Raw genomic sequence first — 12,364 nt, 5'->3', positions numbered from 1 at the left:
ATTTAATTTAAGAAGCTACTGAGGAAACCTTGTTAGGATACGTGCTCCCTTACATAAATGCAAAAGGTTAATCTATAGCATAAGGCTTATATTAATAATTTTCTCCTCGATAGTAGCGCTCCAGTTTGTTATCCAAATGAACAAGCTGCGCTTTTTTCTCTTCAATATCATTCAGCAACTTTTGTTTTTGATCCTCAATCAGTTTGGTTCTTTCCTTCAGCGTGGAGGTTCCTTCATTGACCTGATCATAATACTTTTTGATGTCTTCCACACTCATCCCAGTTTCGCGAAGGCATTTGATAAAAACCAGCCAGTTCAGATCATCCTCCAAATAAAGACGGTTGTTCTGCTCATTTCGTGTAGCAGGTTTCAGCAGTCCCTTTCTTTCATAAAAGCGGATCGCTCCAATGGAGATTTCAACTTTTTTCGCTACTTCTCCAATCGTTAACATGTTAATCCCTCTTTTTATAAAAATAATTTGACCTACACTAAGTGTAGCATAGTAACTTATACATTGTTAAATATAAATCAAATTATGGAAAGAAGGATTCGCATGAAAAAGACTGTTTTTGTAACCGGGGCAAATAAAGGAATTGGATATGAAATCGTCAAGCAGTTGGGTGAAGCAGGTTGGAAAGTTATCCTCGGCGCACGCAGTGTTGAACGGGGTGAAAGAGCTGTTTCCGAGTTAACTTCCAGGGGGTTAGATGTAGAACTTGTACAGATCGACATGTGCGACTTGAAGAGCATTGAGCAGGCAGCCGATACGATTCAGAAGACTTATCCCGCAATAAACCTTCTGATCAATAACGCGGGTATGCCGGGTGCTTTCTCTCATTCCTTCACGGATACAAAAGAGGAAGATCTGCGGAACGCCTTTGAAGTGAACTTTTTCGGCACCTTCCGTTTGAATCAGCGATTGTTCCCGTTAATCAAAGATAATGAAGGCACAATCATTAATGTATCAACCGACATGGCTTCTCTAGACCATATGCAAAATGAGGAATCTACTTTAAATGCCTTCGACTATAATTCATCCAAAACGGCCAACAGCGCCATGACACTTTCGATGGCTTATGAAGTCAAAAACAGCAGGGCTCAAGTCTTTGCGGTAACGCCCGGATTCACATCAACAGATCTTAATGGCAATGCCGAAGGCGGTAAATCAAAAGAAGCAGGTGCTGCGATTATCGTGCGCTATGCGACGGATGGCAAACGCCATAATGGAGAATTCCTAGATGAGAATGGCGTGTACCCTTGGTAATCCAATGTTCGTACTGGATGATCTTGTCCCCCGGATGATAGCGGAAAGTTAGATGAAGTATTGGCGTGGTTCCGTTACTTAGATATCAAGGAATATGAGAATACAACGTCGAATAAAAAAATGATAGTTTATCTTGTTTGTATGCTGCAAATGAAACAAACACCAAACGTAGACGAACATCTTTCTTGTACTAAGTTAACAGAGCATGTACTATAAATTATATTTCTAACAAGCGTATCAATCGGAGGTATATATTTAATGGAGGTTTCACTATATAAAGCAGATTTAAAAGATGCAGTGACTATTCATGAAATGAAAGTCAAAGCATTTATGCCCTTGTTGGAAAAATATCAGGATTTTGCAACAAGCCCTGCCAATGAGACCGTAGAAAGCATTATTACTCAAATCAATCAATCTTTCACAGATTATTTCATAATTCATCATCTTGAGGTTGCTGTTGGTGGGATTAGAGTCGTGGAAAAAGATTATCAAATCTATAGTATTAGCCCAATTTTTATACTGCCAGAACATCAAGGAAAAGGAATTGCACAAAAAGTCTTAACAATGGTTGAGCAGATATATGATGATGCAAAGTCATGGAAATTGGGTACCATCTTACAAGAGAAAGGGAACTGTTATTTGTATGAAAAGATAGGCTACAAAAAAACGGGTGTAACAAAAGCAATTAACGACAAAATGACAATGGTATTTTATGAAAAGCATATATAAGCTTCAAACCCTTGAATAAGACGCCTCAGATTTGTTAGCCTGAAAGTCCGAAAGCCTCAACCAAATGGGCTACCACTCTACCATTGGATACAAAAACGAATCCCCCTTTCATTTCTTAACCGAAATGAGAGGGGGGATTCGTCATGCAATGAAAAGCCGGAATGAAGATGAAAGAAACGCAGTGTTTGGAGAGCCTGCCTAGAGCTTGCGTAATGATCAAGTAGATCTTACGTAGAGCTGCTTATAGCCAACTTATCTTACGTAGAGCCGACGCTTAACTTAGACATCTGCCTTACACAGCGGCAGCAAAATCATAAATTCAGTTCCCGAGCCTACCTGACTTTGTACGGTAATCTTCCCGCCATACGACTCCACAATCGAGCGGGTAATGGCTAGACCGAGACCTGCACCCCCTTGTTTGCGTGAACGAGAACTGCTTGTGCGGTAAAATCGCTCAAAGACATGGGGCAGATGTTCAGGTTCAATGCCTGTGCCGTTATCCTTCACTGACAATTCAGCCTTATGATACGTGGCATATAACGTTATGGAGATGGCTCCATGCTCAGGATCGGTGTGCTGCACCGCGTTATGGAACAGATTCAGCACAACCTGCTTCAGCTTGTAAGGGTCAGCCAGTACATATACTTCAGCCGTCAGATCGAGATGAACGGATCTTTGCTGAGCCATCATGGCGAGTTGTGGTTGCATTTCGAGCAGCAGACTGTCTAGCTGAATGACCTCCCGCTCCTGCTTTGGAGCCTGATCGAGCTTGGTTAGTAACAGCAAATCTTCAACCAGCTTGTTAATTCGGACGGATTCGCCGTGCATGCTATCCAGTGCTTTATACAATTGATCTTGATTGGTCGCTGCACCCCGCTGCAGAACTTCAATGAAGCCGTGAATGGAGGTGAGTGGGGTACGAAGTTCATGAGAAGCATCAGACAAGAAACGCTGCATCTGCTCTTTAGCTTCCCGCTCCGCTTCAAACGAGTTCTCCAGCCTTTCAAGCATGCCATTGAATGAAACTGCGAGCTGATCTACTTCTTCTTGTCCCTGAACGACGGGAAGGCGTTCTGCGAGACTTCCTGCATCGATCTGCTGTACTTTATTCACCATGTTGGATAGAGGAACCAGCGTCCGGCGTAATACCTTAGTGTATAGAATAAGACCGGCTACCATGGCTAACAGCGATAACATGAGGAAGATTAGAAGCTGTTTAATAATCAAGTCTCTCAGTGGCTTTGTAGCTGTGCCCATCTGGACCATTGGTAAACCACGATTGCGTGGACCGGGTGAAGCGAATACAATCAATTGCTCATTCCCTTGGCTATCCGTGACGATCCGGTAGGGAATGTGTTTTTGTTCTTTCAACTCATGTGTTATGTCCTGATATACAGCGGTTGATAGTTGAGGGGCTTTCAGACCGTCTTCTCCAAAAATATCCTCGAACGTACCTTCGTTATCAAACAGGGCCAGTGAACGGTCAGGAATAAACAGCACCCGATTACCAGACCCGTTTCCTGCCTGTCCACCAAAAGGATTGTTGGAAGAGCCGTTACGTGACTGGATACCGAGCCAAACCGGGGGCATGGACATGAGCTGTTCTTCCATGGTTTTTGCCTGATTCCGGTAGAGAAAGCTTTCCATGATCCAGAATTGCAGGATACCGATTAACAATAGTAACCCAGCCAGCACGAACAGTGAACGTGAGAGCAATTGAGAACGTAATGAACGAGGCCATATCCATTGGTGCAGACGTCTTAAACGAAGTTTATTTTTCTTAGGTAGCGAGTTCATCAGAGATCCACCCTGTACCCGACACCTCGAAGTGTGCGAATGAGTTTATGCTGTTTATCCCCGAGTTTGTCGCGCAAGGAGCGAACGTATACCTCTACAATATTTTCTTCCCCGCCAAAATCATACCCCCACACCCGGCTTAGAATGGTCGCTTTACTCAGTACAATCCCATGATTAAGCACAATGAATTTTAGTAATTCGTATTCGGTAGGAGATAGCTCCAGGACCTGATTCTGATAGGTGATTTCTTTGCGCTGATCATCAATTCGGAAGGGACCGTGGGTGACGGCTCCTATTAATAAAGGAAATTGATTCCGCAGTCTGGCCTGAATCCGGGCGAGCAGCTCATCAAAGGCAAAGGGTTTGATCATGTAATCGTCAGCACCTAACCAAAGGCCCTTAACCCGATTCTCGACTTCATCCTTCGCTGTCAGCATAATTACACCAACCTCGGCACCGGTCTTACGCAGACGCTCGACCACTTCGAATCCATCCATCTCTGGCATCATGACATCCAGAATAGCCATATGTGGCTTGAATTCAAGCGCCAACTCAAGCGCAGCGGCTCCATCGGGTGCGGTGCGCACATCAAAGCCCTCATTGCTTAATCCAAGCTCTAGAAATTGTAAAATATGTGGTTCATCATCAGCCAATAGTATTTTAATTCCGCTGCTAAGCTTCATAATGTGCTTTCTCTCCCTGCCCGTTTCATCTAGACTTCTCCCTCACTTCGGAGGGACTGTATGTAGTATTATCGCTTGCCAAACTGAAATTTAGCTGAAAGGATGGTGAATTATCCTCAGACAACATTCAGCGGGCACTCATCCCAGTTTTATTTTGGCATGTCACAATACTAGACATGAAGAACTTTGAAGGAGTGATTAACATTGAATAACACCAAAAGAAGGATGGATCTTGTCCTTCTGCCGATTGTATTACTGGCGGCATTTCTGAATGGGTACGGCATCTGGAACGATCAATATGCCAATTCCTATTATACGACTGCCGTTGGGAGTATGCTCAGCAACTTCCATAACTTTTTCTATGCTTCACTAGACTCGGCAGGCTCGGTCACTGTAGATAAACCACCTGTTGTCTTCTGGATCCAGACGGCCTTTGCCTATGTCTTTGGATTGCACGTATGGAGCGTTATTTTGCCGCAGGTATTAGCGGGAATCGGTTCGGTGCTCCTGATCTATTTCATGGTGAAACCTACATATGGTCTTGCAGCAGCACGAATCTCGGCACTTACGATGGCGACTGTGCCTGTCGTAGCGGCAGTCAGCCGGACCAACAATATTGACAGCATGTTGGTGTTTACACTACTGCTGGGTTCATGGTTTTTGTTCAAAGGCAGCAAACAAGGCAGTACTTGGCGCATTCTGGTTGCCTTTGGGTTAATAGGCGTAGCCTTTAATATGAAAATGCTTCAAGCCTACATGATTCTCCCGGCTTTTTACTTGTTTTATCTGCTTGCATTTCAGGCGAAATGGAGAAGGAAGATCATCCTGCTGATCGGCAGCACAGCGGTTCTGGCGGTGGTTTCCTTATCCTGGGCGGTCACTGTGGATTCTATACCCGAAGACGAGCGGCCTTATATCGGCAGCAGTGAAACAAACTCGGTCATGGAACTCGCCTTTGGATACAATGGTCTGGCTCGCCTAACGGGTCAGCAGAATACTGCAGGTAACGCAGGTATGCCAAATGGTATGGGACAGGGAGATAATCGTGGCAATCGAGGAGACTTGTCTTCAGGTCCTAATCAGACAGGCAGTGGTGTTCCTGGCGCTGGGCAAGATGTCAATGCACCGGATAACGATAATATGAATGGTTCGAATGGCTTGAACACCATGGGCAGCATGAGTGGGCCGAATGGCAATTTCCCGAACGGGCAGATGCCAAATGATATGGAAATGCCAAACGGAAGAAATTTCGGCGGAGGCATGGGCGGAATGTTTGGTACGGGGGAGAAAGGTCCTCTGCGTCTGTTCCAGACTGAACTGTCAGGCCAAGCTAGCTGGCTGTTGCCAGTTGTGCTGCTTGGGTGCATTGCCCTATTTGCAGGGTTAAGACGGAGAAATATAACCAATAAACACAAGGAAGCCTTGTTCTGGCTGACCTGGCTGCTTCCCGTTGCTGCCTTTTTCAGTGTGGCAGGTTTCTTCCATCAATATTATCTGATTATGCTTGCACCTCCAATTGCGGCGCTGACTGGTGCAGGATTTGTAGCGATGTGGAAGTCATATCGTGATCACGATGGATGGCAGGCATGGTTGCTTCCGGTGTCCGTGCTGCTGACGACTCTGTTTGGCTGGTATATCATGCAGGTGTATAACGAGACGATTGGTGCAGGCTGGTCCATTAGTGAATTGATCGCAGGCATTCTGGTCACGGTCATCCTGGTCGTTATGCTTCATCGCACGCATCGATGGAAACAGGGCTTCATTATCGCGGGATTCATGGTGATGCTGATCGGTCCAATCTACTGGGCATTCACCCCTATTACTTATGGTGGTAACAGCATGATCCCGGCAGCAGGGCCCACCGGTTCCAATGGTATGTTTGGTGGAGCAGGAATGGGCATGCCGATGGGTAACGGTGCAGGAGACACAGAAATGCCTACAATGGGTGGCCGTGGCGGAATGGGTAACCGTAACGAAGAAGTGGATACAGCCACACTGAATTATCTGAAAGAGCACAATACAGGCGAAACGTATCTCTTTGCCACTACGGACTATAATCAGGCAGCACCTTATATCATCGATGAGAAAGCAGCGGTCATTACACTTGGAGGTTTCTCCGGATCAGACCCGGTATACACAACAGAGAAACTGGAGCAACTCGTCAAGAGCGGGCAAGTGAAATACTTCATGGTTGGTGGCATGGGTGGCCGCGGAGGGAACTCGGATATTAGCGATTGGATCAAAGAACACGGAACCGAAATTCCAGCCTCAGAATGGCAGACAGGCACCGACAGCGGATCTGCGGATAACGGAGACACCGGAAACAGAGCTGGATTTGGATTCGGCGGACAGACCACCTTGTACGAAGTGAAATTGTAGCTATATAAATTGAACTTATCATTTACACGATAACGGAGAGGACAGAAAAAACCTGAAAAAGCGAAGCGTTCGCCTACAAGCTTTCTGCAAGAAAGCTACATCGGAAGCATACGCTATCCCCGGATTTTCCCTTTATAAAGGGAATCAAAAAAATCTGGGGATAACAGCGATTGGAAGGTTGTTCTGTCATCGAAGTGTGCAGTGTATATTCATTAGTTCAATTTGATAGGAAAAATCTCAAACGAACGAAATCTATGGGAAAAGGGAGGGGACAAACATGGCTCACGCGTACCGATACAGCATTATTATTCCCATGTATAACGAGGAAGCGGTGATCGAGGAGACTTATCGGCGTCTGAAGAAGGTCATGGGCAGCACAGGAGAGAGTTATGAACTATTGTTTGTTAATGATGGCAGCGTGGATCGAAGTGCACAGATGATCCGTGATTATGCCCGCTGGGACGAGAGTGTGAAACTGATTGATTTTGCCCGTAACTTCGGACATCAGATTGCGATAACAGCGGGTATGGATTACGCAGTGGGGGATGCGGTGGTTATAATTGATGCGGATCTGCAGGACCCTCCCGAACTGATTCTGGATATGATCGCGAAGTGGAAAGAGGGCTATGAAGTCGTATATGCCCGTCGCACCAGACGAAGCGGGGAAACTCGCTTCAAAAAATGGTCGGCAAGTCTGTTCTATCGTGTCCTTCGTGCCTCAACGGATACGGATATCCCGGTAGACACCGGAGATTTTCGCCTGATTGATCGCAAAGTATGTGATGAGATGAAACGTCTTCCGGAGAAAAACCGGTTTGTACGCGGGCTGGTCAGTTGGGTCGGCTTTCGTCAGACTGCGATTGAATATGAACGCGATGAACGTCTGGCAGGCGAAACAAAATATCCGCTGAAACGCATGTTGAAACTGAGCCTGGATGGCATTACTTCATTTTCGTATAAACCGCTCAAACTCGCAGGTTATGTAGGTGCGATCCTGTCGGTTGGCGGATTTATCTATATGTTAACGGTTATTATTTCGGCCATCTTTACGGATTCAACCATTAAGGGATGGCCATCTATTGTGAGTATCATGCTGATGTTTAACGGATTCATCCTGATCATGCTGGGCATTCTGGGCGAATACGTGGGCCGCATCTATGATGAGACCAAGGCGCGTCCACTATACATTGTGAGAGATGTGGTTCATGCCGAGGGCCAGCAAGCACAATCCCGATTTGACAGCCCGAGTTGCTCATCATGACTAAGCGTCTGGTGACACTCTTCAAGTTCGGTATTGTGGGTGTTGCAAATACGGCAGTGGATGCAGTGGTGTTTGCTTTGCTTGCAGTGGTCGGTGTACCGGTTCTGATGGCACAAGTAATCTCGTACAGCTGCGGTGTTGCGAACAGTTATTGGCTGAACGGCAGGTGGACTTTTCGAGATACGGCACGAGGGGGCGGCGATAGAGCGAAACTTGTTCGTTTTCTAATCACCAATCTCATCGTTCTTGCTATATCCGCTCTCATTCTGATGACTTTGCAAGACATGCTGGGTTGGAGTCTCGTGATGAGTAAAATCCTAGCGACCTTGATGGGGATGGTTCTGAACTATATGGCCAGCAGATATTGGGTGTTTCGTACAACGAACATATGAAAGGAGTCTATGATGATATGCAAATTAAAAAAGCAGTTATTCCGGCAGCGGGTCTCGGAACCCGTTTCCTGCCAGCGACCAAAGCACAGCCCAAAGAGATGTTACCGATTGTAGACAAACCGGCCATCCAATACATTGTTGAAGAAGCAGTGCAATCAGGCATTGAGAATATCCTCATTGTGACTGGACGCAACAAAAAATCCATAGAGGACCATTTTGATAAATCGGTTGAACTTGAACACTCTTTATATGCCAAGGGCAAACAGTCTTTACTGGAAGAGGTGCAGGCCATCAGCGAGATGGCAAATATTCATTTTATTCGTCAAAAAGAACCGCTGGGTCTGGGGCATGCCATTGGGTGTGCACGGCAATTTGTAGGAGATGATGCCTTCGCTGTATTGCTGGGAGATGACATTATGGTGTCTGATCCGCCTGCACTTGCACAGATGGTCCATCTCTATGAAAAGACAGGCAACCAGATCATTGGTGTCCGTCAGGTAGACGCGGCAAATGTGAGCAAATATGGCATCATTGATTCGAAGGGTGCAGAGGACCGGGTTCACCGGGTCACCAATCTGGTCGAAAAACCTTCTCTTGCGGAAGCGCCATCCCTTACAGCAGTAATGGGACGATACATATTGAAACCTTCTATCTTTCCCATTCTGGATCAGATCGAGAGAGGGGCTGGAGGGGAATATCAGTTAACGGATGCCTTGAAAGAAGTGAGTCAGGTGGAGGAACTGTTGGCCCTTGAACTGGAGGGGCGCCGCTACGATATTGGTGATCAATTCGGATATATTCAGGCGATCTTGGAGATCGGACTGATGCGCAAGGAATTACAGCCCATGCTGACACCCTATCTTCAGAGCCTTGCAACCCAGTGGGCATAGGAATTGATATATAGCTGAGGTTTAGATGTACTGTAGGACGGGTTCTCCTCCGTGCCGTGGTTCTGTCATAGACTCTAGTGTTGTACAATGCTGCCTGTAACGCTACAATAAGCAAGAAGTTTAAGTTGCTCTTTGAGGGGTGAGGAATCATGAATGAATCTATCATCAGGGACCTTATTAAGTATATGGACGTGGAGGACAACGCCGCCATTCAATACATTCAGACCGAGCATCGGATGAAACTGGGACTCTTTTGGGGGATACAGGAAGGCAGCCGGGTTCTGGAAATCGGGTGTGGTCAGGGAGATACAACGGCCGTGCTTGCACATCTGGTGGGGGAGCACGGGTACGTTCATGGTGTTGATATTGCACCAGAGGATTATGGTACACCGCTGACCGTAGGCGAAGCGGCAGCCAAGCTACGGAGATCCCCACTGGGTGATCGAATTCGAATGGATTATGATTTTGACATTTTAAGTGATCAGGTTCAATTCACCGAGAATGAGTTTGATGTGATTGTACTTTCCCATTGTTCTTGGTACTTGAAATCGTTTGACGAACTCGCCGAGATTCTTAGCAAGGTTAGGACGTGGGGACATGAGTTATGTTTTGCAGAATGGGATGCCCGAGTTACAGATGTGAGCCAGCTCTCACATTGGTTATCCGTTCTGATTCAGTCCCAGGTCGAATGTTACAAGGAGAACAGCTTCTCCAATGTGCGCACGCTTTTTACACCGGAAGATATCCAAGAGCTTGTCTCTGCAGCAGGCTGGAAGATTAAGGAAGAGACTTCGATCCATTCTCCCGAGCTACAGGACGGTCACTGGGAAACCGAAATGACACTGGCAGAAGCGCCTGTGGAACTGAAACTGCTTCCGATCCCGGACAAAGTAAAAACACTTCTTCTTTCTGAACTAAAATTACTTAGGACACATCATGCCTCGGGGCCTGGGAGCCCACTGGGAACGTATGCGATGGTTGCCAAAAAGCAGTAAAGAAATAGCTATTTGTAGTATGTTATAATAAAAATGTCTATCGACGTGCTATCACAGAAGATTGACCGCATGTAGCTGAAGTTTTTCTTGCGATAATTGAATGGTTCAGCTCCGCTGGAAACATATAAATTCCATGATCTAAAAAAATGTGTTTACTTCATCACGGTAATTTTGATATTATAATCGCAATATCAAATGCGACGAAGAGACGAGTAGATAAAAATTATTCTTTCAAAGAGAGCTCCGGTAGCTGAAAAGGAGTAAAGAACTTTTTATTGAATAAAGACTCAGAGCAGCACATCGGAACTTAGCATTAAGGGATGGTGTGACAGGAGCTCCTGTTACAGAGCTAGAGTATGAACGGTCTACAGCTAGCAACATGGTTGTATTCCTTTACTTGAAGAGGCGGATATGGTGACATATTGGCGAATCTGGGTGGTACCACGAGAGTTCAATCTCGTCCCTGAGACTATTGTCTTGGGGATGGGATTTTTTGGTTTTTTCGGGGCTGTGACTACACGCTTTGGAATTGCCTGAATAGTGTTAATTAGGAAGTCAATTTCATAATACGTTTTTAGTGAGTTATGATAATTGATCCAAGAGAAGAATCACTTAAACCGAAAGGAAATGATGATTGAATGTCAGCAAAATTGAAAGTTGGTATCGTCGGAGGAACGGGAATGGTGGGTCAGCGTTTTGTGGACCTGCTCGATCAACATCCATGGTTTGAAGTAACAGCTATTTCTGCAAGCGCCAATTCGGCAGGTAAAACATATGAAGAATCCGTACAAGGCAGATGGAAACTCGCAGTTCCTATTCCGGAAGCTGTGAAGAAAATCGTTGTTCAGGATGCTTCCCAGGTTGAGGCTTTTGCCAGCCAGGTTGACTTTATTTTCTGCGCGGTTGATATGAAAAAGAATGAAATTCAAGCGCTCGAAGAAGCTTACGCTAGAACAGGCACACCTGTCGTGTCCAACAACTCGGCTCACCGCTGGACAGCAGATGTACCCATGGTAATCCCTGAGATTAACCCGGGACATCTGGACGTGATTGAAGCTCAACGCAAACGTCTGGGCACAAAAACCGGATTCATTGCTGTAAAGCCAAACTGCTCGATTCAGAGCTATGTGCCTGCACTGCACGCCTTGCGTGAGTTCAACCCGACTCAGGTCGTGGCTTCCACGTATCAAGCAATCTCCGGAGCAGGTAAAAACTTTACGGACTGGCCTGATATGCTTGATAATGTCATTCCATACATCGGTGGCGAAGAAGAGAAGAGTGAGCAGGAACCACTGCGGATCTGGGGTAGCATCGAAAATAATGAGATCGTCAAAGCATCGGCTCCATTAATTACAACCCAATGTATTCGTGTTCCAGTCACGGATGGACATCTGGCGACCGTGTTTGTAAACTTCGAGAAAAAACCAAGTAAAGACGAAATTCTGGAGCGTTGGTTGCAGTTCAAAGGCCGTCCGCAGGAACTGGCTCTGCCAAGTGCACCGAAACAGTTCATTACGTATTTTGAAGAAGAGAACAGACCACAGACAAAACTGGATCGTGACATCGAACGCGGAATGGGTGTCTCCACAGGCAGACTGCGCGAAGACTCACTCTATGACTACAAATTCGTGGGATTGTCCCACAACACGCTCCGTGGAGCGGCAGGTGGTGCGGTTCTGATCGCAGAACTGCTTAAAGCTGAAGGATATATTCAACCGAAATAAGCATCAATGCATCATGAGCAGTATCAGATTTCTGAACAGGATATTTCATGAAAAACCATCACTTGTTGATGGTTTTTCTATTGTGGACAAGCGCTGGTAAATCTACATTCTTATCGTAGCTACAGGTCTAACAGCAATGTTTTCATAAACAAATTACTAAGTTTATGAAACGTAGCAGTATCTTGGCAATAATGGTAATAATAGCAACATAAATCAAAACGCCGACAATCATGTCAGCGTTTTTTTTACA

General features: G+C 45.8%; 11 protein-coding genes and 1 other annotated feature. Of the genes, 8 read left to right on the top strand and 3 right to left on the bottom strand.

Features of this window, described 5'->3' with window-relative positions; all coding sequences use genetic code 11:
* Positions 1–91 precede the first annotated feature (91 nt).
* Positions 92–451, bottom strand: a complete 360-nt coding sequence (locus AC6CIF_RS19755) for a MerR family transcriptional regulator (RefSeq protein ID WP_498201257.1) — start codon at positions 449–451, stop codon at positions 92–94.
* Positions 452–553: 102 nt separating this feature from the next.
* Between AC6CIF_RS19755 and AC6CIF_RS19750 the strand changes: the two genes are divergently transcribed.
* The gene (locus AC6CIF_RS19750; RefSeq protein WP_498201256.1) at positions 554–1,264 is read left to right on the top strand and encodes an SDR family NAD(P)-dependent oxidoreductase; all 711 of its coding nucleotides are present in this window, start codon (positions 554–556) and stop codon (positions 1,262–1,264) included.
* Positions 1,265–1,522: 258 nt separating this feature from the next.
* On the top strand, positions 1,523–1,993 hold the full coding sequence (locus AC6CIF_RS19745; RefSeq protein ID WP_498201255.1) for a GNAT family N-acetyltransferase: 471 nt from the start codon (positions 1,523–1,525) through the stop codon (positions 1,991–1,993).
* 279 nt (positions 1,994–2,272) lie between these two features.
* Here the strand turns inward: AC6CIF_RS19745 and AC6CIF_RS19740 are convergent, their stop codons facing one another.
* Positions 2,273–3,790: a sensor histidine kinase gene (locus AC6CIF_RS19740; RefSeq protein WP_498201254.1), complete on the bottom strand. Its 1,518-nt coding sequence runs from the start codon at positions 3,788–3,790 to the stop codon at positions 2,273–2,275.
* Positions 3,790–4,473, bottom strand: coding sequence for a response regulator transcription factor (locus AC6CIF_RS19735; protein ID WP_498201253.1), 684 nt, complete (start codon positions 4,471–4,473; stop codon positions 3,790–3,792). Before AC6CIF_RS19735 ends, AC6CIF_RS19740 begins: the two co-directional genes overlap by 1 nt.
* A 204-nt stretch (positions 4,474–4,677) precedes the next feature.
* Between AC6CIF_RS19735 and AC6CIF_RS19730 the strand changes: the two genes are divergently transcribed.
* From AC6CIF_RS19730 to asd, 6 genes are all read left to right on the top strand, one after another.
* On the top strand, positions 4,678–6,852 hold the full coding sequence (locus AC6CIF_RS19730) for an ArnT family glycosyltransferase (protein ID WP_498201252.1): 2,175 nt from the start codon (positions 4,678–4,680) through the stop codon (positions 6,850–6,852).
* Positions 6,853–7,129: 277 nt separating this feature from the next.
* Positions 7,130–8,113: a glycosyltransferase family 2 protein gene (locus tag AC6CIF_RS19725; protein ID WP_498201251.1), complete on the top strand. Its 984-nt coding sequence runs from the start codon at positions 7,130–7,132 to the stop codon at positions 8,111–8,113.
* Positions 8,110–8,505 carry a GtrA family protein gene (locus tag AC6CIF_RS19720; protein WP_498201250.1) on the top strand — a complete coding sequence of 132 codons (396 nt, stop codon included), beginning with the start codon at positions 8,110–8,112 and terminating at the stop codon, positions 8,503–8,505. Before AC6CIF_RS19725 ends, AC6CIF_RS19720 begins: the two co-directional genes overlap by 4 nt.
* Positions 8,506–8,522: 17 nt before the next feature.
* Positions 8,523–9,395, top strand: coding sequence for a UTP--glucose-1-phosphate uridylyltransferase GalU (gene galU, locus AC6CIF_RS19715; RefSeq protein WP_498201249.1), 873 nt, complete (start codon positions 8,523–8,525; stop codon positions 9,393–9,395).
* Between the two features lie 149 nt (positions 9,396–9,544).
* The gene (locus AC6CIF_RS19710) at positions 9,545–10,390 is read left to right on the top strand and encodes a class I SAM-dependent methyltransferase (RefSeq protein ID WP_498201248.1); all 846 of its coding nucleotides are present in this window, start codon (positions 9,545–9,547) and stop codon (positions 10,388–10,390) included.
* A 191-nt stretch (positions 10,391–10,581) separates the two neighbouring features.
* Positions 10,582–10,858 (top strand) — a binding site (T-box leader).
* Between the two features lie 170 nt (positions 10,859–11,028).
* Positions 11,029–12,114, top strand: a complete 1,086-nt coding sequence (gene asd / locus AC6CIF_RS19705; protein ID WP_017688716.1) for an aspartate-semialdehyde dehydrogenase — start codon at positions 11,029–11,031, stop codon at positions 12,112–12,114.
* The last annotated feature ends 250 nt before the right edge of the window (positions 12,115–12,364 follow it).

The organism is Paenibacillus sp. GQ49 (genome assembly GCF_059759055.1).
Note: the sequence above shows the minus strand (reverse complement) of the source record. Positions and strands in the feature narration are given on the sequence as shown.